Origin of the sequence: Hyphomicrobium sp. (genome assembly GCF_036833075.1) — a bacterium.
Lineage (GTDB): Bacteria > Pseudomonadota > Alphaproteobacteria > Rhizobiales > Hyphomicrobiaceae > Hyphomicrobium_C.
The window spans coordinates 1-22,719 of the sequence record NZ_DAITQL010000046.1 but is presented as its reverse complement, the minus strand read 5'-3'; the positions used below and the strand labels follow the sequence as shown (position 1 = coordinate 22,719).

The following is a 22,719-nucleotide window of genomic DNA, read 5'->3' as shown; positions in this document are numbered from 1 at the left end:
AACACGTTGTTTTTTTTGGATGACGTTCATTTTCTCATATTTACGATCGAAACCATGAAATGGTCATTGTCTGACCAATATAGAATTTTCTATTGCCGGCGATAAGAACAGGGTTTCGGAGTGCCCTAGGAAGCGTAGCGACGGTGATGGCAACCGATGCGTCGTGGATGGGAAATTGAACCCTCCCGGGATCAGGCAATGGCAAGAACTCACCGAATTTCCATTGATGGCAAGAGCTTCCTGGCACGCCGCGGCGAGCTGCTACTGGACGCCGCTTTGAGCAACGGCATCGATCTGCCCCACGACTGCCGCGCTGGCCACTGTGGCAGCTGCTGCGTGCGGTTGGTCTCCGGCGACGTGGAGGGCGGTGAAGGCTCGGAGCCCGGCGTCGTGCATGCCTGTCAGTGCCGGATCGTCGGCGACGCGATGATCGAGAGCGGCGAGCCGCCGGGCGTTCGCACCGTCGAAGGCGTGCTGAGCTCATTGCGATCCCTGTCGCCCGAGGTGATGGAAGTTGGCATCAGGACGGACCGTGCGCTTCCCTATCATGCGGGGCAGTATGCGCAGGTGTGCTTCCGCGGCCATCCCAGCCGTCCCTTCAGCATGACGCATCCCTTGCGCAGCACTCCGGACGGTCGCTCGGTCTGGTTTCATGTCCGACGCATGAAGGACGGGCGCGTCACCCCTTTGCTCGGCAAGCGCATCAAACCGAGACATCGGGTGACGCTGACCGGCCCCTATGGCTCGGCGCATTTCCGGCCCCATCTGGGCGGTCGGCTGGTTCTCGTCGCCACTAACACCGGCTTTGCGCCGATCTGGTCGATTGCCGCCGCCGCGCTACGCGAGAGCCCCGAGCGCACGATGATGGTTATCGCCGGTGGCCGCACCCTCGGGTCGCTCTATATGGGCCCGGCTCTCGCGCAGCTAGTCCGCTTCCCCAATGTCGTCGTCGTGCCGTGCTGCAGCCGGCCGCAAACCTCGATCAACGGGATGAACCGGGGCCGGCCGACCGACTATCTGCCGCGCCTGCTGCCGACCGATGTGCTCTACGCCTGCGGCGCGCCGGGGATGGTCGATGCAATCAAGTCGATCGCGGCCCACGTCGGCGCGACCTGCTACGCGGATCCGTTCCTGCCGACCACAGGGGGCACGGGCGAGGACGGCGTTCTAGCCCGCGCGATGGGATGGCTCGCTGTGCCCACCAGCCGGCGGACGGATGAGCTCACTTTCGATCGCCCCCGCGACCGGCGAGAGCAGCCGATGGCAGGCCCATAGGATGGCGGAAGCGAAGCAAGGGTGAAGAGTCATTACTGTTCCTGGTGCGCATAGCCTTCGCTCGATCGAGTTCGGACCGAGGATCCCTCTCCGGTCTTCCGTGCTTTGTCTCTGCGGTTTGCTGATGATCTTCGGCTTTACGACGGGCGGCGCCGTTGCGTCCGAGTCCGATCCGACCAGGATCGTCGGTCCGAATGCCTGCGCCGAATGCCACAAGCAGGAGACCGAGGCCTGGAAGGGCTCGCATCATTTCAAGACCTACCGGGAGATGCCGCGCAACACCAAGGCGAACCAGATCGCGGAAAGAATGGGCGTTCGGCGCATCAGAACGGAGAGCTTGTGCGCGACCTGCCACTACACGGTGCAGCAGAAAGACAGCCAGAAAAAGCCGATTGCCGGCATCTCCTGCGAGTCCTGCCACAGCGCCGGGAAAGACTGGGTCAAGGTCCACAGCGAGTTCAGCGGCAAGACAATACTGTTCGAGAGCAAGGCCGAGGCGGCGGCGCGCTGGAAGCTCTCCGAGTCCAAAGGGATGATCAGGCCACGCTCGTTCTACCTGCTGGCGAAGAACTGCTACGGCTGCCACGTCGTGCCTGAGGAGGACCTCGTGAACAAAGGCGGTCATCCTGCAGGCAGCGCCTTCGAGCTCGTGTCGTGGTCGCAGGGCGAGGTGCGGCACAACACCTGGCATTCCAAGGGCAGGGACAACGTGCCGGCGAGCGCCGCGCGCAAGCGGATGCTCTATCTCGTCGGCCTCGGCGTCGAGCTTGAGACCGCGCTACGTGCGGTCGGAAAGGCCAGCGCGAGAAAGCTCTACGCGTTCGAGATGGCCAGGCGCGCCGACGAAGCGCGCAGAGAGCTCGCGGCCGCGGCGAAAGCCGCGCCCAACGTGCCGGAAATCACGAAGATGGTCGAGTTCGGCCATTCGGCCGGGCTGAAACTCAACAACGATGGCTCTCTGACGGCTGCTGCCGACGGCGTCTCGAAGCAACTCATCCTCATCACTGAGAAGTACGACGGCAGCACGATGGCGGGGCTCGACAGCCTGATCCCCGGACCGGAAAAATATAAAGGCACGGCGAGAAAACCGGACAAATGATCCGGCCGGCCAGCGACGACACGATTTCAATCGGCTTGTTCGGGGAAAACAGCCATCGCGATAGGTAGTTCGGGAGGTTTCCGTGAGATCGGTCGGGAGGCGCGCTTCTGGCGGCGCGATCGGCGGACGCGATCCCGCCTCGCAGGCGGTCCAGGGTCTGCTGATCGCGACCCTATCCGGCGGACTGTTCTGGCTGGTCTGGATCTACGGCAACGGACTGCGCGACCCCCGCTATCTCGACGGCTGGGTGCTGGCCGGCGGCATGAGCTTGCAGCTCTCCTTCCACATCGCCATCAAGACAGCCAGCCTATCACCGAAATCCGCAGCGCGTTGGCGGAAGATTCATATCTTCATCGGCTATCTGCTCATCGCCGCCTTCATCTCGCATTCGGATTTTTCTCTGCCGGACACCGGCTTCGAATGGGCGCTGTGGGCGGGCTTCTTGCTGGTGACGCTGAGCGGCATTTTAGGCACGTATCTCGCCTGGTCGCTTAAGGCCAGGCATGGGCTCGACGAGCGCATCAGCTATGACGGCATCCCGACCCGCCGCGCCGAGTTGGCGCGGGATGTCCACGCCGCCGTCGTCGAGCCGGATCCCGCCGCCGCTCAGATCGCCTTGCCGGGGCTGCCAGGATTGCCCCATGACGCCTGGATCCTGGACCTCTACGCCAACCACCTGCGGGACTTTTTCCAAGGGCCGCGCAATTTTACCGCTCATCTCATCGGTTCGAAGCGCCCGCTCAGGCGGCTGACCGACGAGATCGACAGCCTGTTTCCCTATGTCGACCAGCCGAGCCAGGAAAAGCTTGCCGGCATCAAGAGCCTGGTGATCGAGAAGGATCGGCTCGATTTCGCGCGCGTCTATCTCGGGCTGTCCAAGGCCTGGCTGTTCGTGCATGTGCCCATCACCTATGGGCTGATCGTACTCACGGTGCTGCACATCCTCGTCGTCTATGCCTTTTCATCGGGGAACTGGTGATGTGGCGACCGGGACGGATCGGTTCGGTTTGGCCTGCGGAAGCCAAAGTGCGCGCGCCCTCTGGCTCCCGGCGCGACCGTTTCGCGGCACTGATGGCGCTCGCGACCGTCGTCGGCCTGGGCGCCGCCTTCTTCCTCTCCAAGGGCATGCAGTTCCTGATGCCGGGGCCGCTCGCGAGCGCGCACGGCGCAATCGAGAATTGCAGCGCCTGCCACACCAAGAGCGGCAGCGGCAAGTTGAGCTGGATACACGGCCTCGTCGCCGGCGATCCGCTCGCCGACAGCAAGGCCTGTCTCGCCTGTCACAAAATGCCGGACACCGCCTTCAACGCGCACGGCGCGTCCACCGCGACACTGAAGCAGAGCACCAAGCGGCTGGCCAAAATCGCCGCGCGGACGCCCGTGCCGCTATCGGCCCGCGCGCAGAGCACGGCCTTTCCGACCGATGACATGGTCGGACACGATCTCGCCTGTGCGACCTGCCATCAGGAGCATCAGGGCGTCAATTTCAACCTCAACAAGATCTCGGGCGAGCAATGCCGCTCGTGCCACGTGGTGAAGTTCGATAGCTTCGACGGCAACCACCCGACGTTCGTCAACTACCCGTTCAAGCAGCGCACGCGGATCATCTACGATCATGCCGGCCACTTCGGGAAGCACTACCCGGAATTGGCCCAGAAGGATCCGGCAAAGCGCATCCCCGAGACCTGTTCGACCTGCCACAACAGCAGCCGCAACAAGCGAATCATGGCTGTCGCGCCATTCGAGCAAACGTGCGCCACCTGCCATCTCGACCAGATCATCGGCAAGGAGCGCGCCACGGGCCCGAAAGGGATTGCCTTCCTGTCGCTCCCTGGGCTCGACCTCGACACACTGAGGAAGAAGAAGGCCCCGATCGGTGAGTGGCCGGGCGGGTCCGAAGCCGAGCTCACACCCTTCATGAAGGTGATGATCAGCCGCAATGAGCCGGGCCGTACGTTGATCAAGGCCGTCGACAGCCTGAACCTCCAGGATCTAGCCAATGCGAGCGACGACCAGATCAAGGCAGTGACGGATCTCGCCTGGGAGATCAAGCGATTGGTCCATGCACTGATCTCGGGAAAGGCGTCGGACGTGCTGGGCGACCTCAATATCGTCAGCGGCGCAAAACTTGCTCCGGGCCTCGTTGCCGATCTCACCGCGAGCATCCCGCGCGACGTCGTCATCAGTGCCCATCAACAGTGGCTGCCCAATCTCGCCAATGAAATCGCCAACGGTCCGATCGCCAGCGATCAGCACCCGATCATCCGTGAACAGGAACGAGGCGGTTCAAGCTCGGTGACGACGGAATCGAGTGTGGCCGGAGCTGGCTCTCCGGAGGATCCGTCTCGCTCGGAAGAGCTTGAGGAAGCCCAGATGCCCGACCCACGGGCGTCGGGTGGCGAAGCGACCGGCAAAATCAAACGCGATCCGCCGCCATGCCTCGTACGCATTCTCGGTCAGTGTGTGGTGTCCCAGGAGCAAACGGCTCAACCGGCGCAGCCTGAAGAAACCGATACCGCAAACACCAGGCCCGCCGGCGCGCTGCCTGAACCGATGAGAGCAGGTCTCGTCGAGGCGGGAGCGACGGCCGGAAAAGCCGATGCCGCGAACGCCAAGACAGGTGAGCAATCCGACGATCTGCTCTTTCCCACGGAGGAGGAGCTTCGGGCGATGAAGGGTCGTAGCACGGGCGCCGGAAAAACAGCTGCGCCGGATGGCGCCGGACCTGCGCCAGCCGACGCTGCGGCGGAGCCAAGCGCGCCGGTCGAGCAACCAGCGGCTGCACCCGTAATCACCATCGAGAGCGACGTGGACCCGGAGAGCTGGGCTGAATATGGCGGCTGGTACCGGCAGGATTACGCGATTTTCTACCGTCCCACGGGCCACAAGGACAAATTCATCTACTCCTGGCTCTTTCTGACCGGCCCCCAAGCCTCGAAAGGGGATACCAGCCCGGCGGCCGCAGTCTTCGATGTTCTCACGGGCAAGGACGCTCAGGGATCATGCACGAAGTGCCACAGCGTGGACGACATCCAGGGCAAAGGGCGTGTGGTCAACTTTTCCCCGCCCTCGGTCGAGAGCAAACGGGGACGCTTCACGAAATTCATCCATGAGCCGCATTTCGGCCTGATAAAGGATCGCGGTTGTCTGACCTGCCACGAACTTGAAAAAGGCCGCCCCTATCTGAAGAGCTACGAGCAGGGCGATCCGCACGATTTCGCGTCCAACTTCGGCGCGGTGAAAAAGGATCTTTGCGAGAGTTGTCACACCAGAGGCATGGCGCGCCAGGATTGTCTGCTGTGCCACGACTATCATGTGACCGGCGTGAGCATGCCAATTATGAGCACGAAACTCCCGGCACAATAGCGTCTGAGGTCAGCGAAATCATTGTGCTGGCGGGCCTGTAGAAGCTCGCGCAGAAGCTGTCCTGTAGAAACGTAAAATCAAGTGACCTCCGCACAATAGCGGGGCGTTTCCCAGACCTTGATCTCTGGCGAGAACGCCGGCAGCGATGCCTTGATGCGATCGCGGAGCCAGATCGCCAGGATTTCGCTCGTCGGGTTCTCGAGCCCGGGAATATCATTCAGGCAGCGGTGATCGAGGCGATCGATGATGGGCTGCACGACGGCGTCGAGTTCGGCGTAGTCGACCACGAAGCCGCGCTCATCGAGTGGGCCCCTGACCGCCACCTCGATCTTGTAGTTGTGGCCATGCATGCGCTTGCACTTGTGCCCGTCGGGGACGTGCGGAAGCCAATGGGCGGCCTCGAAGCTGTACGTGGCAGTGATACGGACGCGCTCGCCCATGGCGTTGGATCCTTCTCCGGCGGTTTGCTCGCCCATTCTGTATCACCTTGTCGGCAGTGCTTTGATCAGGGTCGAATTTCAACGCGCGGCCTCGGCGGACCGAAGCCCAAAAGCTGACGGATGGCGAAGGCCTTCGCCTCCTGTCGGCGGGAAAAGACGGCGATACCGCTATAAATGTGCCACGGCAAGGGAGCGGACCCAGTCGCTCGGTGCGTTGAGAAGCCCGCTACTGCGGGTCGGCCTCGCTGCGCTCGCCCTCGGCAAGGCGCGATAGGCCGCAGATGTCGCGCACGAGGACTTTCTGGCGTCCGCACGCGACAAGACCCTGTGTCTCCCAGGCGCTCAAAATGCGCGAGACTGTGTGCAGCGTCGTCCCCGTCATCTCGGCAATATCCTGACGCGAGATCGGAAAGGCGATCCGGATGCCGCTCTCCTCCTGTCGGCCCGCCTGCACGGAGAGACGCAAAATGGCGTGAGCGACGCGGCGCTCGACCTCCTGCGTCGACATCTCCCGGATTCGCGTGTGGGCCTCCTCGAGCTGCCGCCCCATGGTTTGGATGGCGCTCGCGGCGAGGCGGCCGTTCTGCTCGACGAATTGCGGCCAGAGCTCGCTCGGCCACGAGAGGACGATGCTGTTCGTCGCAGCCGTCGCCGTGCCGGGATAGTCCGGGCGCCGGAGCGCCATGGTGAATCCGAACAGCTCGCCGGGATGCACAACGCGGACGATGACCTGCTGGCCATCTCCCGTAACCTGGGTGACCTTGAGGCGTCCGCTGAGAAGCAGGTAGAAGCTCGCCGCCGTCTGGCCCTGCTTGAATACCGCCTCCCCCTGAGGCACAGGCCGGTATGATGCACGATCCACGAACGCTTCGAGGTCGGTATCGCTCATCCGTTCGAACAGGGGAAGCGACTTGATGACGGTCCAGTCTATTTTCACGACCAGGCGGGCCCCACCGCAGTTGGTCGTGAAAACTATCACGCTGCGGAGGATCCAGAAAGATCACTCCCTACGTAGGAATACCCTTGGTGTCGCAGCCCGTTTTTAGGAGATCAGGTGGGTCTTCCGCAGGGGTCTAAGTAAAGGCTCATACCACGGAGTATCCTTGACGAGGCGGAACCCCAGGTTATCCGGCGGCGCTCCGACGGCACAGCCGCCGCCCTTGGGGTTGCGCACGAAGTAGACCATCGCCGCCCGGTGCTGCCCGGCGACCATCTGAATGCCGCAGGACGACGTGTCATCCAAATTCGGACCCGCCCGGTCGAGATTGACGCGATGGAAGCAGGTCGTGGTCCATTCCCAGACGTTGCCCCCGAAATCGGCGAGACCGAGCTCGTTCTCGCCGAACTGTCCGAGCGACTTCGGAACCCCATCGCGGCCCTCGCCGCGCGATGTCTCCCGACGGTAGGTCTCGAGCCAGCGGTCGGCGCGATTGGTGCCTCCGGCCGCATCGCCCAGGGCTTCATCGGGGAAGCGCGAGCCGGCGGCGAAAACGAGCTCCTCGTCCGTCGGCAGCCGCCAGGTCTCGCCGGTCTCCCGGCTGAGCCATGTCGCATAGGCGCGCGCGTCGGCGAAGCTGACGCCCGTCGCCGGCACATCGTCCTGGCCGGGGGTTGAGAACTCGGGCTCGGGCGCCGGACACGCGCCTTGAGCCACGCAACGCGCATACTCTCCCTTGGAAACCTGATGCTTCATGATCGTGAGCGGGCGCTCGATGGAGACCGTGCGCATAGGTGCGTCGACCGGATAGCCGCCGCGGGTGTATTCGCCGGGAGCGCGGTAGCTGACCGTGCGGGGGGCGACCACGATCGTTTGCGGCGCGCTCGTCGCAAACGGGGCCTCGGGCGTGCTGCCGCCGAAGAAACCCGCCTTCATGGCAAACAGGCCCGCTGTCAGGCCCGCACCCATGGCGAGCAGCAGCGGCGGGATGACAACGAGTGCCGACAACGCATCTGATCTGGCGTAAGGCGTAGCCATGATGACCTCTGTGCCTGTCTCGCCGAGAGCGCGTGGTGAGGGGGACGCCCCCGGGATTGGGGCGCTGGCGGACCGCAGATACGTGATCCGCTAGCGCCGGGCAGGCGCGCCGTCGACGTATCTCGCGGCGCGCCCTGTCTTGTGAGTGGTCAGCTTCCCGAGGGAGCCGCCACCGAAGTCATCAGGTCGTCGTTCCAATCGCCGGTGACGACGAAGTGACCCGCCGCGCCGAGCTCGAACGCCTCGATCAGGTTGTGGTTCACGTACGCGTAGACGCCGGGCTGCTCGAACGTGTAGTACGCCGCGCCCGCGGTCCCGCCCGGGATGAACCAAGTCTCCTGGTCGACGTCCGGCGGGGTGCGGAACTTGCCCGTCGGCCACACGTAGTCGCCGTGCCCGCCGATGAGGTGCGGACGCGTATCGCGGTTGGCCTGCGAATGGACGATCAAGACCCGCTCGCCGACGGCGGCTTTCAGCGCATTGTCGCCGGTGAGGGCGCCCACCGCACCGTTGAACACGACATGGGTCGGTGTCAGCGTGCGCATGACCTCCACCATATCGGAGTAGCCTTCGCCGATCGTCTCGTACTTCTTGAACTTGCCCTTCTCATCGCGCGGAATGTAGTAGTCCTGCTCGCCGACGTAGTAGACGTGATCGTAGGGGAGCTCCTTGCCCTTGCCGTCAGTGAGACCCTCGCGCGGCAGCACCATGATGGCGCCGTTCATGCCCGAGACGACGTGCCAGGGAACCATGCCTGGAGGCGCGCAGTGGTAGACGAAGACGCCGGGTTTGGTCGCCTTGAAGCGCAGGGTGGCCCGCTCGCCCGGGCTGACGAGCGTGAGACCCGCGCCGCCCAACGCACCCGTCGCCGAGTGGAAGTCGATGTTGTGCGGCATGCTGTTGGTGTCGGGGTTGATCAGCGTCAGCTCGACGTAGTCGTCCTGGTGCACGACCATCAGGGGCCCCGGAACGGAACCGTTGAAGGTCATGGCGTGGACCTCGGTGCCCTTGTCGTCGATGATCATCTTCTTCTCTTCGATCGTCATGGTGAACTCGACGATCTTGGGGCCGCCTTCCGCCTTCTGCGTATGAGCATGGACGAAGGGAGGCCTAACCAGCTCGACCTTCACCCTTGGCAGAGACGAGATGTCGACGGGGCTGACCGCCACGGCCGCCTTCTGCGCGTGTGAGGGTGTGGCTTGCACGAGCGGCGCGAGCGCCCCGGCGAGAGCTACGCTGGCAACCATGGTGCGGCGTGACATTTTCATTTGCTCAGCCATTGGGCTTCTCCTTCTGATTGGGCTCGAACGATTATCGGCCCAGATGTTTTATGCAGGAGATCGGCCGGTTCGCTCTTTGCGTCGGAACAAAGAGCGCGGTCGGTCCGATGCGGCAAATTCGCAGGAGATGGCGTGCCTCCCGGCCCCCGGGGAGGCTCAAAAAGGGGGCCGGGTGCGGGGGCTCCCGTGGGAGGGTGGATCGCCTGGCGCCGGGAAGGGGGATGGCGCATCTCAAGCCGATGCGACAAGCGCAGAGAAACAATCGATGAATTCGTCACAGGAGCCTAGCGGACGGCCGCCATGGAGCGGCGGAACCGCAGCAGAGCGTAGCCGAGAAGCGCCGCGCCGATGGCGCCCGTTGCGACGAGCTGCGGCCAGACGATTCCGAGGCCTGCTCCGCGCATCAGCACGGCCTGCGCGAACGCCGTATAGTGCGTCGAGGGTGCCGCCTGCATCAGCGTCCGCAGGGCGGCCGGCATGGCCTCGAGTGGCGTGACGCCGCCGGACAGCATGTTCATGACGACGAAGAACGGAATGGCGAGCAGCCCGAATTGCGGCATCGAGCGCGCGATGGTGGCGAGCGTGATGCCGAGGCTCGTCATCGAAAAGAGGAAGAGCCCCGTACCGAAGGCGAACAGCGTATAGGACCCGGCGATCGCCACCCCCAGAAGGCCGTGCACGACGAAGATCAGCGACCCGAGCACGGCGGCGAGGATGACGGCGCCGTTGGCCCAGACCTTGGCCATCATGATCTCGAGCGGCGTCACCGGCATGACCAGGAGATGCTCGATGGTGCCATGCTCGCGCTCGCGGATCACCGCCGCGCCGGCAAGGATCATCGACAGCATCGTCACGTTGTTGATGATCTGCACGATGGCCATGAACCAGCTCGACTCGAGGTTCGGGTTGAAGCGCGCGCGGATCTCGAGCTTGACCGGGCCCTCCTGGCTCTCCCGCGGCGTTTTCAGGAACCGGCCGAGCTCCGTGGCGATGATGCTCTGAATGTAGGCCGTTCCGTTCCCCGCGAGCGTCATGGACGTCGCGTCGACGTTGATCTGGATCGTGGGCGTGCGACCGGCGAGAAGATCGGCCTCGAAGCGCGGCGGAATGTCGATGACGAACGAGTGGGTGCCGCTGTCGAGCGCGGAATCGATCTCGGACAGCGTGAGAGGCCGCGGCTCCTTGAAATAAGGTTTGAGGAGGGCGGCGACGAGCGTGCGCGACAGGTTCGACTGATCCTCGTCGACGATGCCCACCGACGCGTTGGAGACCTCCGTCTTGACGCCGTGCGCGACGGTGTAGATGGCGACGGTGAACGTGTAGAGGATGAGGAACACCATCACCGGATCGTTGCGGAGGCTGTGGAGCTCCTTCACGCCGAGCCGGAAGATGTTTCCGAGCGTCCGCATCGGCCTACCGCTCCTGTCGCTGCAGCAAAAGTGCAGCCGCCGTCCAGAACACGAGGCAGAAGGCGGCAAGCGCCAGATGATTGCCGTACAGCGCCGCGAAATCCTGCCCCTTGTTGAACACGCCGGTGCTGATGCGCTGGAAATAGAGGGCCGGAAACAGCTGGCCGATGATGCGTGCGCCCCCTTCGAGCGTCGAGACGGGGTACATCATTCCCGAGAAGTTTGCGGTCGGGACCGTGACGATGATCGCCGAGCCGAAAATGGCGGCGATCTGCGAGCGCACGAAGCTCGACACCACGAGCCCGAATGCGGTCGCTGCGACACAGTAGACGACGGCGCCGAGAGCGAGCGCGAGGAAGCTGCCGCGGAGCGGCACGCCGAACCCGAAGACGATCAGCACCACGAGCGTCACGAAGCTCACGAGCCCGAGCGCGACGTAGGGGAGTTGCTTGCCGATCAGAAACGCGAGCTTCGAGACCGGCGCCGCGTAGAGGTTGACGATCGACCCGAGCTCCTTCTCGCGCACGATGCCGAGCGCGGTCAGCATAGTCGAGAACATGATGATCAGCATCATCAGCACGCCGGGCGAAATGGCTTCCAGGCTGAGAAACGCCTGATTGTAGCGGAACCGCGTTTCGATGCGCATCGGCAAGGCGACGGCGTCCTCGAGCCCCTCGCGGCGGGCGAGATCGGTGATGTAGGAGGACAGCACCCCCTGCACGTAGCCGCGGGTGGTCTCGGCGCGGAACGTGTTGGCCCCGTCGAGCACCGCGCCGACCTCCGGCGTTCTCCCACGCAGGAGGTCGCGTCCGAAGTCCGGCGGGATCATGATCGCCACGCGGATCTCGCCCGCTTCGAGCCGCCGGTCGATCTCGGCGAGGCTCGTGATCGGAGGGCGTGTCTCGAAATATCGGGAGCTGGAAAAGGCTTCGAGAAAGGTCCGGCTCTCGGCCGACTGGTCTCCGTCGAGCACCGCATAGGGCACGTTCTCGATGTCGAACGAGATGCCGAAGGCCATCGTGGTAGCGAGGATCAGGGGACCGAGGAGAGCGAACGCGATGCGGATCGGATCGCGGATGAGCTCGAGCGCCTCGCGGCGCGCGAACGCCCAGAGCTTGCCGAGCTGGCGCGCGTGCGCCTGTCCTCCGGTCGCGTCCGGAGCCGGCGCAGCGAGCGTCGCCGTCGCCGGAGTTTCTTTGGTCTCCGGGCGGGCCTGCGCCGTCTCGAGCAGGTCGATGAAGGCGACATCGAGCGAAGGCGCCTTTTCGGCGGCGACGATCTCGGCCGGCGTGCCCATGGCGAGGATGCGCCCCGCATGCATGAGCGAGACGCGGTCGCAGCGCTCGGCTTCGTTCACGAAATGCGTCGAGAGGAAGATGGTGACATCGTCCTCGCGCGACAGGCGGATGAGCTGCTCCCAGAACGTATCGCGCGCGATGGGGTCCACGCCCGAGGTCGGCTCGTCGAGGATCAGAACTTCCGGCCGATGCAACACGGCGGTTGCGAGCTGCAGCCTCTGGCGCACGCCGAGCGGCAGCGCATCCGGATAGGCGTCGGCGACCCCGGCAAGGTCGAAACGGTCGAGCACGGCCGCGATCCGCGCCGGGATCTGGTCGGGCGCGATATGGAAGAGCTCGCCGTGCAGCATCAGGTTCTGCCGCACGGTGAGCTCGGTATAGAGCGAGAACGATTGCGACATATAGCCGACGCGCTTGCGCGTCTCGATGTCGGCGGCGTTGGTCGGCTGGCCGAACAGGCGGGCGGTCCCCGACGTCTGCTGCAGGAGCCCGGTCAGGATCTTCATCGTCGTCGTCTTGCCGCAGCCGTTGGAGCCGAGGAAGCCGAAGATCTCGCCGCGCGGGATGCTGAGGGACACATCGTCGACGGCGACGAAATCGCCGAACCTCATCGTCAGATGCTCGGCCTCGATGGCCGCCTCCCCATCGCGCGAACGCCTCGGCGGCACGACGAGGGCCCCCCTGCGCTGGCCGCGCCGCTCCTCGGGGAGCAGCGCGATGAACGCATCCTCGAGCGAGGCCGCGCCGGTCTTGCCGATGAGGTCGCGCGCCGATCCCGTGGCCAGCACGCGCCCGTTGTCCATCGCGATCATGTGGTCGAACTCCGCCGCCTCCTCCATGTAGGCGGTCGCGGTCGCCACGCTGATCGAGGGATTTCGCGCGCGGATGCGGCCGATCAGCTCCCAGAACTGGCGGCGGGACAGCGGATCGACGCCGGTCGTCGGCTCGTCGAGGATCAGGAGGTCCGGATCGTGGATGAGCGCGCAGCAGAGCGACAGCTTCTGCTTCATGCCGCCCGAGAGCTTGCCGGCCGGCCGGTCGAGGAACGGATCGAGCCCGGTGCTGCGCGTGAGGTCGTCGATGCGCCAGCGCCGCTCGGCTTCGCCCTGGCCGAACAGCCGGCCGAAGAAATCGATGTTCTCCGCCACCGAGAGCGTTGGATAGAGATTCCGCCCGAGGCCTTGCGGCATGTAGGCGATGCGGGAATAGGCGGACTGGCGATGCGCGCTCGACCGCATGTCGCCGCCAAGCGCCGTCACGTCCCCCGTCTGGATGCGGCGCACGCCGGCCACGAGCGCCAGCAGCGTCGACTTGCCGACGCCGTCCGGTCCGATGAGGCCCGTCATCGAGCCCGCCGGAATGGCGACCGTGACATCGTCGAGCGCCAGCCGCTCCCCGTAGCGGTGCGTGACCGAGACCAGGGAGGCCGCCTCCGCCGTCACTGAGGAAGCGTGACGGACAGGCGTTTCGGCCATACGGCATCCTCACTCAGCTTGACGTAGCCCACGCCCGGCACGCCCGTCTTGACGACGTTCTCGTGCGCCGCGAGGATCTCTGCGGGGAGCGAGAGCTTGACGCGGAACATGAGCTTCTCGCGCTCGATTTTCGTCTCCACGTATTTCGGCGTGAACTGCGCCTCGGAGGCGACGAACGTCACCGTGGCGGGCACGACGTACTGAGGCGCGGCATCAAAGATCACGCGCGCCTCGCTCCCGATCCTGAGCCGGCCGGCCTCATTGGTCGGAAAGAATACCGTCATGTAGACGTCGGTGAGGTCGAGCACGGTCAGCACGCGGCCGCCGGCCGCCAGCACCTCGCCCGGAAGCGCGAGCCGGTATTCGACACGCCCGTTGCGCGGCGCCTTGAGCGAGGAATCGTCGATGTCGACGGCGAGGCGGTTGATGCGCGCCGCGGCGGCTTCAATCGCGGCCTTGGCCACGGCGACCTCGGCATTGGCCGAGTTGACGGCGGCTTCCGCCGTCCGCTTTGCCGATTCACGCTGATCGACGATCTCCTGCGAGGTCACGCCCTTGCTGACGAGGCTGAGCGAGCGCTCGAGCTGCAGCGTGGCGAGCCTGAGCTCGCTGTCGCGCTGGGCGACGAGGGCGACGGCCTGGGCAAGCTGCTGCTCCGCCTGCACCTTCGAAGCCTCGGCCTCCTTGAGCTGCGCCTCGAGCTCGGCGGTATCGAGCTGCGCCAGCACCTGCCCGGCCTTGACGAGATCGCCCTCCTTGACGAGTACCGACTTCAGGCGTCCGGGGAACTTCGTCGCGATGTCGACGCGTTCGGCCTCGATGCGCCCGTTCGTCCTCGCGAAGCCTTCCGGCGGATCGCTGGGCGCCCGAAGAACGAACCAGATCAGCGCCGCGGCGATCGCTAGCGCGCCCGCCGCAAGACCGGCGAGAACCTTGCGCGATGGCATGCCGTCTACTCCTGAAACACGTAGCAGCCGGGCGCGTCCATGATCGGAGCGTATCCGCGCGAGCCCATCGGCGGCGGCGGAACCGGTGCGCCCGAGCGGCTTGCGAGCCACTGGGCGAGCTCGGGCCACCAGGAGCCGTCGCGGGTCGGTGTGTGGCTGCGCCAGGTCTCGGGATCGGTGTAGTGCTCGGTCGCCGATTTGGTCGCCACCTGATAGGTGCGGCCCTTGTGGCCGGGCTCCGAGACGATGCCGGCATTGTGGCCGCCGGAGGTGAGAAGAAACGTCACGTCGGTGTCCGTCAGCAGATGGATCTTGAACACCGAGCGCCACGGCGCGACGTGGTCGCGCACCGTGCCGACGGCGAAGATGGGCGCGCGCATGTCGGTCAGCGCCACGGGCCGGCCTCCGGCCTTGAAGCGGCCTTCGGCAAGATCGTTGTCGAGGAACATGCGCCTGAGGTATTCGGAGTGCATCCTGTAGGGCATGCGCGTGGCATCGGCGTTCCAGGCCATGAGATCGCTCATGGTCTCCCGCTCGCCCATGAGATAGTTGTGCACCATCCGCGACCAGACGAGATCGTTCGAGCGCAGGAGCTGGAACGCACCGGCCATCTGCCGTGTATCGAGGAAGCCCTGCTCCCACATCGTATCGTCGAGGAACGAGAGCTGGCTCTCGTTGATGAACAGCATGAGCTCGCCGGCTTCCGTGAAGTCGGTCTGCGCCGCAAGGAGCGTCAGCGTCGCGAGACGGTCGTCGCGGTCCCGCGCCAGGGCTGAGGCCGCGATCGCGAGCAGCGTCCCGCCGAGGCAATAGCCGACCGCATGCACCTTCCGCTCTGGCACGACCGCGCCGACGGCATCGAGCGCCGCCATGATGCCGAGGGTGCGGTAATCCTCCATGCCGAGGTCGCGGTCCTCGGGGCCCGGGTTCTTCCACGAGATCATGAACACGGTGAAGCCCTGGTCCGTGAGATAGCGCACCAGCGAATTGTGCTGCGAGAGATCGAGGATGTAGTACTTCATGATCCACGCCGGCACGATCAGGATCGGCTCGGGGCGGACCTCGTCCGTCGTCGGCTCGTACTGGATGAGCTCGATCAGCCGGTTGCGGTAGATGACCTTCCCGGGCGAGACGGCGATGTTGTCGCCCACCGCGAACTGCTCCGCCCCGACCGGCTTTGCCCCTGCGACCGCGCGCTCCCAGTCCTCGACGAAGTTCTGGAACCCGCGCACGAGGTTCATGCCCCCCTCGTTGACGGTCTTTTCCAGCACCTCCGGGTTGGTGGCGATGAAATTGGCGGGCGAAAGCATGTCGAGAAGCTGGCGCGAGGCGAACTCGACGACCCGCTCGTGCTGCTCCGTCACGCCGCGCACGCCGGTGGTGGCGTTGTGCCACCACTGCTGCTGCAGGAGAAAGCTCTGGTGGATGACATTGTACGGCCACGTCTGCCAGGCCGCGCCGGCAAAGCGCCGGTCCTGCGGCAAGGGCTCGATGCAGGGGCGCTCGCCGCCGCATCCTCCGGCCATCATCTGCTTCGAGAGATGCCGCCCGAGCCTCACCGACTTGCGGAACGCCTTGTCGATGAGCTGCGCTTGCTTGCCCGGCGAGGTGGCGAGGTGCGCCGCCCAGTCGAAGTAGGCTTCCGCGAGCGCCGCCGGCGAAAGGCCCGCCGTCAGGCGCGAGACCGCAGCGTGCAGCGAGCGGTCGATGACGTCGCCGAGCGCGGTCGACGCATAGGAATCGCGCGTGATCGGCCAAGGCTCGGGCATCCTGGGGGCGAGCATCTTGTGGCAGGGCGCTTTGTGCGCATCCGTCCGGGGCGGAGCGGGCGCCACCGCTCCGGCGGCCGCGGCGGGCTTCTCCTCGGTGGGGGGAACGGCTGGAAATCTGGAGATCGCGCGTGAGGCCATGGGATCCTCCATTTCAGTCCATGATGATCCGGATCGAGCTTGCTTCAAAATGTGCGGCCATGTCAGGGGCAAAACAGCGCGGTTACGCCGAGGGACCCCGAGGGGTTCCGCAGATGCGCGGGCGCGGACCCCGGACAGGCGGACCGCAGGACGCCACGGACAAAAAAAGCAGTCCCGAAACGGGCGCTTCGGGACTGCTGCTCCGGACCATGGGGGGAGACGTCCGGTGAGCGGCTCGGGGGACGAAATCAAGGAGCCATGCAACTTGAAACCATGTCCGGGCTTGCCGGGCCTTGATCGCCGTCAACAGTGTGCGTCTCGCCGCGCCGGACGGCCGCCCACATCCCGCGTCGCGGGCGCATCCGGTCCCGCCGATAATGAGGTTATGACCTCTAGATCCGGACCTCCGCGAGCTTGCGCAGCCGCAGCGCGAACATCACGAGGAGGATGCCATACATGATGGCGAACGCGCCGATGACGAGCACCATCGCCAGCGCGCCCGCCTTCGGCCAGAACGCGAGGAGAACGCCGAACGTCACAGAGAGCGCGCCGTTGGCGATCAGCATCCACTCGCCGGTGAGCTCCTCGCGCAGCTTGAACGCGCCGATGATCTGCATGAGGCCGTTCGCGATCGCCCAGCCGGCGATGAAGAAGAGCAGCACGAGCGCCGTGATCTGCGGCCAGAGCAGTGTCAGCACGCCGGCCGCGATGCCGAAAAGCCCGATCAGCGCCATCCACCAGCGCGGCGCCGGAGCGCCTCCCCGGATCGCTGCCGCGATGGCGAGGATGCCGTCCGCGAACGCAAAGGCGCCGTAGAGGAGGACGAGGGAGAGGAGCGTGATCTTCGGCCAGACGAAGGCGAGGACGCCAAACAGGATGGCGACGAGCCCGCGCAGCAGGATGAGTCCCCAGTTCCGCGCGAGCGCGTCGAGCATCGGGCGCATCCGAACGGTACCCGGCGGGTAGGTGGTCGGTGAGGTGGTCATGGCCAATCTCCGGATGTAGGGCTGGAAACGTCAGTGGACCCCCAACCCCTCAAGCCTTACTCCGAACGGTGCGTTTCTCAATGAAATTATTTTCGCGCCGCCATGCACTTAAGTCTGATCCGAAGGCGTAGGGGAGCTCGGTTGAACATGGTTCGTGGTGGAGAGCCGGAACGAACGCCGCCGGCCCGTCGGTGAGCGTCGCCCGCCGCCACCTCCAGACTGTCCCCGCGTCCCCTCCGGGCGATCGCCTCACGCCTTGCGGCAGCCGTCCTCTCCTGGCACCGGGCCGCTTGCCGGCACCAGCCGCTTGCGCGCGCACTGTTCGACGAGCAACTCGCGCATCTTGCTCTCGCGCTCCTTCCACTCGGGTTTCCCGGCCAGGTTCTCGAGTTCCATCGGGTCGGCGGTGACGTTGTACATTTCGTACTCGTTCGGTGCAGGCTGCGTCTTGATGCGCTCCTCGTAGACGCGCCGCGGGCTACCGTCGTCCTCCCCCTCGGGCGGCAAAGGCTTGCGGACCACATCCTGCACGCCCTCGGCGCCGGGCGTTCCCGGCGCGCTCCAGTAGCGGGGATGATCGAAATAGCGCGAATATTTCCAGATCTCGCCGCCGATCGCCGCGATGATGCTTTCGACGTGGTTCGGCTGCACCATCGACTGCGGGGGGATGCCGAGAAAGTTCGTGCCGCCGCCGAGGCCGCGGCTCGGGTCGTCGTCCGTCATGAAATAGATGGGCTCGGTGAACTGATCGGGCGCCGCCGCGCCGCGGATCAGGGGGGACAGGTCGCGCCCCACGAGCGGCAGCGGATCGGTGAAGCGTCCCGCGATCGCCTCGCGCGCTGCGTTGTGATCGATGCCGGCGAGCCCCAGGATCGTCGGCGCGATGTCGATGTGGCTGGTCGGGACCGGCACCGTGCGCGCCGGTGCATTGCCCGGCATCGAGATCACGAGCGGAACCCGCACGGCCTCGTCGTAGGCCGTGTACCATTTCTGGTGCATGCCGCCGTGCGCGCCAAGCATGGTGCCGTGGTCCGACGTGAAGATGACGATGGTATCGTTGAGGAACCGCGTCGCCTCGAGCGCCGCGAGCACCTCCGCGAGGTGCCGGTCCGCGTCCGCATGCAGGCGATAGTAGAGCCGGTAGTACTGCCGGCTCGCGAAGGCCGGCAGCATGAACGTTGCGTAGGCGTCCCTGAAGGCTCTCTGGCTGGACGGCTTGTCGTCGAGCTTCTCGAGGCGCGTGCGGGCGAACAGGCTGGTGTCGAACGGCTCTTCGGGCACGCTGTCCGGCACGCTGAAGTCGTAGGCGGCCTGCCAGTCCGCGGCGAGGTTGGAAAAGTAGCCCCAGAGCGCGATGTCGTGCGGGTTGGCGAGCGATGCTGCGAGGAACCACGGCGTGTCGGTCTCGGAGAGATGCAGCGCCTTGAGCGTCTCGACGACCTGGGCCGAGATCGCCTGGTCCCGGCCGAGCCGGCCCTGCCCGGCGCTGGAGCCGGTTCTCAGCGGCTCCGGGCCGTGCGGCTCGGGCCCCACCCATTCCGAGAAGCCGAACGGGCCGAGCGCGTCGGCAGCGACGTAGAGGGCCTCCTGCTCCGGATGCGTGACGCCGTTGGCATCGTAGCTCGCGATGGATCGGTCCGTTCCAGGCACCTTGAGGTCGGCGTCCGTGGCGCGCCACTTCCCCTTCCAGATCGTGCGATAGCCGGCCTGACTGAGGTAGTGGCCGATCGTCGGCACGGAGCCCGGCAACAGCCAGCGCATGTCGGGATCGTTGGCGGCCTTCGCGCCGCCGTCCGTGTTGGCAGCTCCGTGCAGCGAGGGATAGTGTCCCGTATAGAGCGACGCCCGGCTGGGCACGCCGGCGACGGAGGCGGCGTAGTGCCGCTCGAACGAGACGCCGGTCTGCGCGAGCCGGCTTTGCGCCGGCAGGTGCGCCGCCCGGAACGCCTTGAGCGCCGCGCTCTCGTAGACGGTCGGAAAGCGTTGCTCGCCCACCAGCAGGAGCAGGATGTTGGGTTTTTTCGTGCCGGGCGATCCTGCGGTCTCGGCCGCGCCGGCTTGCGGACCCGTCAATCCGGCGGCTCCCGCAGCACCTGCGAGCCCGAGCTTCAACGCGCCTCTTCGCGTGAGCCCGCCCTTCTCAGCCATTGTTGTCCCCCCAAGTGCAAGGCGTCCGCATGAGGATAAGTATGGCGGCCCCGATTGAGCGAGTGCAATAGGGAACCGTGCTTAGTGGTGGTGCCCTGAGGGATGGGCGGCCTCGTCATCCGCATCCTTCGGCGCCGGAGCATCGGCGCAGCGCTCGAACTCGATCTCCACGGTCGCGTGGTCCACGCCGTAGGCCGTCTTGAGGCGTTTCTTGATGGCGGACGTGACGGCCTCCGGCGCCGCGCCGTCGGATGAAATCCGCGCGTGCAGCGTGACGATCGGCCGGTCCTGGCTGAGCGACCAGGCGTGGACGTGGTGCACGTCGCGCACGCCCGGCACGGAGGCTTCGAGGTCCTGCTCGATCTGGCGCGGATCGAGGCCGGCCGGCGTCCCCTCGAGCAGGATATGGCCGGCATCGCGGACGATCCGGGCCGCGGACCCGAGGATGAGGACGGCCACCAGAACCGACAGGATCGGATCGATCGCCATCCATCCCGTCATGAGGATCGTCACCGCGGCCGCCAGCGCCGCCACGGAGCCCAGGAGATCGCCGGCGACGTGAAGCACGGCGGCGCGCACGTTGAGATTTCCGCGGTCGCCGCCCGCGAGCAGGTGGAGCGACAGGATGTTGACGCCGAGCCCCGCGAGCGCCACCCAGAACATGACGCCGCCCAGTACCGGCGTCGGCGCACGGATCCGGTGCACGGCCTCGACCACGATCCAGCCCGCGACGGCAAACAGCAGAAGCCCGTTGGCGAACGCCACCAGGACGCCGAACCGGCCGTAGCCGTAGGAGCGCTTCCGGTCGGCAGGTCGGCGCGCGATGCGGAAACCGAGCCACGCGAGCACCAGCCCCGCGCAATCGGTCAGCATGTGCCCCGCGTCGGCAATGAGCGCCAGCGACCCCGACAGGATGCCGCCCGCGACCTCCGCCAGCATGAAGAGGCCCGTGACAAGCGCCGCAAGCCCGATCCGCCGCTCGCTGGCGCCCGCGCCGTGCACGTGATCGTGGCCGTGGGAATGCGTGTGCATGGCTCCCAAGCTGGCCTTGCCAATCGAAAAAGCAAGAGGCCCGCCTGAATCAGGCACCCTACTGCCTACTGCCTACTGCCTACTGCCTACTGCCTACTGCCTACTGCCTACTGCCTGTCATCCCCCGAAGTCGTAGGCCGCCAGCGCCGCGAGGTTCAGGATGTCGGCCTCCTTGGCGCCGAGCGTCGAAATCTGCACGCTTTTCTCGAGACCGACCAGCAGCGGACCGATCAGCGTCGCGCCCGCGAGCTCCTTCAGCATCTTGGTCGAGATGGAGGCGGCGTGCACGGCGGGCATCACCAGCACGTTGGCTGGCCCGGTGAGACGGCAGAACGGATAGTGCTTCATGAGGTCGGGCGAGAGCGCCGCGTCGGCCGCGATGTCGCCGTCGAACTCGAAATCGGCGCCCCGTTCGGCGAGGATGTAGGCGGCTTCGCGCACCTGGTCGCCGCGCTCGCTCGGCGGCTGGCCGAAGGTCGAATACGTGAGCAGCGCCACGCGTGGGTCCATGCCGAACTTGCGCGCGGCACTCGCCGCCTCCGTCGCGATGTCGGCAAGCTCCTCCGCCGTCGGCATCTCGTGCACGTTGGTGTCGGCCACGAGCACGCCGCGGCCGCGGCAGAGGGCCAGGCTGACGCCGATCACGTGCCGGCCCGGCTCGGGATCGATCACGCGGCGCACGTCCTCGAAGACGCTCGCCCAGTTGCGCGTCACGCCCGCCACCATGGCGTCGGCCAGCCCGTGGGCGACGAGGAGGGCCGCGAACACGTTGCGCTCGTTCGTCACGAGGCGCACGCAGTCGCGCTTGAGGAACCCGCGCCGCTGCAGGCGGGCATAGAGGAACTCGGTGAACTCTTCGACGAGCGGCGATTTGCGCATGTCGACGATCTCGAACGTATCGTGCAGGCGGATGCCGGTTTCGCGGAAGCGCTCGCGGACGACGTCCTCCGCTCCGACGAGAACCGGCGTCCCGAGCCCCTGGGCGGCATAGCTGTTGGCGGCGCGGATCACGGCCGGATCCTCGCCTTCGGCGAACACGACGCGCTTCGGCTCCGTGCGCACCTGCTCGAAGATCGAATGCAGCCAGTCGGACACCGGGTCGAGGCGGGCGTTGAGCCGGGAGGCGTAGGCGTCCATGTCGACGATGGGCCGGCGGGCGACGCCCGAGTCCATCGCGGCCCGTGCCACCGCGAGCGGCACGCGGCCGATCAGACGCGGGTCGAACGGCGCCGGGATGATGTAGTCCGCCCCGAAGGTGGGCCTCCGGCCGAGGAACGCGGCCATCACCACATCCGGAACGTCCTCGCGCGCCAGCGCCGCGAGCGCCCGGGCGGCCGCGATCTTCATCTCGTCGTTGATCGTGCGCGCCTGCACGTCGAGCGCACCGCGGAAGATGAACGGGAATCCGAGCACGTTGTTGATCTGGTTGGGGTAGTCCGATCGCCCCGTGGCCACGATCGCGTCGTCGCGCACCGCCTGCACCTCCTCGGGCGTGATCTCGGGGTCCGGGTTGGCCATGGCGAAGATGATCGGCTTGGCGGCCATGGAGGCGACCATCTCGCGCGTCAGCGCACCCTTGACCGAAAGGCCGAAGAAGACGTCGGCACCCTCGATCGCCTCGGCGAGCGTGCGCGCCTCGGTCTTCGCGGCATACGCGCTCTTCCACTGGTTCATGCCGTCCCTGCGGCCCTGGTAGATGACGCCCTTGGTGTCGCAGAGCGTGACGTTCCGGGCCGGCAGGCCGAGCGCGATGGCGAGCCCGATGCAGGCGATTCCGGCCGCGCCCGCCCCGTTGACGACGAGGCGGCAATCGGCAATGTCGCGCCCCGTGAGCTCGAGCGCATTGATGAGCCCCGCCGCCGCGATGATCGCCGTGCCGTGCTGGTCATCGTGAAAGACCGGGATATCGAGTAGCTCCTTGAGGCGCTGCTCGATGATGAAGCAGTCCGGCGCCTTGATGTCCTCGAGGTTGATGCCGCCGAAGGAGGGACCCAGGTAGCGGACGCAGTTGATGAACGCGTCCACGTCCTCGGTATCGACCAGCAGATCTATGGCGTCGATGTCGGCGAAGCGCTTGAA

General features: G+C 66.0%; 16 protein-coding genes. 4 read left to right on the top strand and 12 right to left on the bottom strand.

The window, feature by feature from the left end; genetic code table 11:
• The first annotated feature begins 198 nt into the window (after positions 1-198).
• The 4 genes from V7082_RS13755 to V7082_RS13740 all read left to right on the top strand — a co-directional run bounded on the left by V7082_RS13755 (position 199) and on the right by V7082_RS13740 (position 5,740).
• Entirely contained in the window at positions 199-1,275 is a 1,077-nt protein-coding gene (locus V7082_RS13755; protein WP_334149445.1) for a 2Fe-2S iron-sulfur cluster binding domain-containing protein, read from the top strand.
• Positions 1,276-1,399: 124 nt separating this feature from the next.
• A complete protein-coding gene (locus V7082_RS13750; RefSeq protein ID WP_334149443.1) occupies positions 1,400-2,374 on the top strand; it encodes a cytochrome c family protein in 975 nt (324 codons plus the stop codon).
• Positions 2,375-2,456: 82 nt separating this feature from the next.
• Positions 2,457-3,353: a hypothetical protein gene (locus V7082_RS13745; protein ID WP_334149441.1), complete on the top strand. Its 897-nt coding sequence runs from the start codon at positions 2,457-2,459 to the stop codon at positions 3,351-3,353.
• A gap of 308 nt (positions 3,354-3,661) precedes the next feature.
• Positions 3,662-5,740 carry a hypothetical protein gene (locus tag V7082_RS13740; RefSeq protein ID WP_334149439.1) on the top strand — a complete coding sequence of 693 codons (2,079 nt, stop codon included), beginning with the start codon at positions 3,662-3,664 and terminating at the stop codon, positions 5,738-5,740.
• A 77-nt stretch (positions 5,741-5,817) separates the two neighbouring features.
• Here the strand turns inward: V7082_RS13740 and queD are convergent, their stop codons facing one another.
• From queD to V7082_RS13680, 12 genes are all read right to left on the bottom strand, one after another.
• A complete protein-coding gene (gene queD / locus V7082_RS13735) occupies positions 5,818-6,216 on the bottom strand; it encodes a 6-carboxytetrahydropterin synthase QueD (protein WP_334149437.1) in 399 nt (132 codons plus the stop codon).
• Positions 6,217-6,406: 190 nt separating this feature from the next.
• Positions 6,407-7,117: a Crp/Fnr family transcriptional regulator gene (locus V7082_RS13730; RefSeq protein WP_334149463.1), complete on the bottom strand. Its 711-nt coding sequence runs from the start codon at positions 7,115-7,117 to the stop codon at positions 6,407-6,409.
• A 105-nt stretch (positions 7,118-7,222) separates the two neighbouring features.
• Positions 7,223-8,155 carry an SUMF1/EgtB/PvdO family nonheme iron enzyme gene (locus V7082_RS13725; RefSeq protein ID WP_334149435.1) on the bottom strand — a complete coding sequence of 311 codons (933 nt, stop codon included), beginning with the start codon at positions 8,153-8,155 and terminating at the stop codon, positions 7,223-7,225.
• Positions 8,156-8,304: 149 nt separating this feature from the next.
• Positions 8,305-9,435: a copper-containing nitrite reductase gene (gene nirK / locus V7082_RS13720; protein ID WP_334149433.1), complete on the bottom strand. Its 1,131-nt coding sequence runs from the start codon at positions 9,433-9,435 to the stop codon at positions 8,305-8,307.
• 284 nt (positions 9,436-9,719) lie between these two features.
• A complete protein-coding gene (locus V7082_RS13715) occupies positions 9,720-10,844 on the bottom strand; it encodes an ABC transporter permease (protein WP_334149432.1) in 1,125 nt (374 codons plus the stop codon).
• Positions 10,845-10,848: 4 nt separating this feature from the next.
• Entirely contained in the window at positions 10,849-13,617 is a 2,769-nt protein-coding gene (gene rbbA, locus V7082_RS13710) for a ribosome-associated ATPase/putative transporter RbbA (protein WP_334149430.1), read from the bottom strand.
• Entirely contained in the window at positions 13,581-14,564 is a 984-nt protein-coding gene (locus tag V7082_RS13705; RefSeq protein WP_334149428.1) for an HlyD family secretion protein, read from the bottom strand. The genes rbbA and V7082_RS13705 overlap by 37 nt, the downstream gene beginning before the upstream one ends.
• 5 nt (positions 14,565-14,569) lie before the next feature.
• Positions 14,570-16,474 (bottom strand): PHA/PHB synthase family protein, encoded by a 1,905-nt coding sequence (locus tag V7082_RS13700; protein WP_442909792.1) that lies wholly within the window; start codon positions 16,472-16,474, stop codon positions 14,570-14,572.
• Between the two features lie 392 nt (positions 16,475-16,866).
• On the bottom strand, positions 16,867-17,460 hold the full coding sequence (locus V7082_RS13695; protein ID WP_334149426.1) for an HdeD family acid-resistance protein: 594 nt from the start codon (positions 17,458-17,460) through the stop codon (positions 16,867-16,869).
• A gap of 249 nt (positions 17,461-17,709) precedes the next feature.
• Positions 17,710-19,608, bottom strand: coding sequence for a sulfatase-like hydrolase/transferase (locus V7082_RS13690; protein ID WP_334149424.1), 1,899 nt, complete (start codon positions 19,606-19,608; stop codon positions 17,710-17,712).
• Between the two features lie 81 nt (positions 19,609-19,689).
• Positions 19,690-20,640 carry a cation diffusion facilitator family transporter gene (locus tag V7082_RS13685; protein ID WP_334149422.1) on the bottom strand — a complete coding sequence of 317 codons (951 nt, stop codon included), beginning with the start codon at positions 20,638-20,640 and terminating at the stop codon, positions 19,690-19,692.
• A gap of 117 nt (positions 20,641-20,757) precedes the next feature.
• The coding region (locus V7082_RS13680) for an NADP-dependent malic enzyme (RefSeq protein ID WP_334149420.1) at positions 20,758-22,719 on the bottom strand (1,962 nt) is incomplete at its 5' end.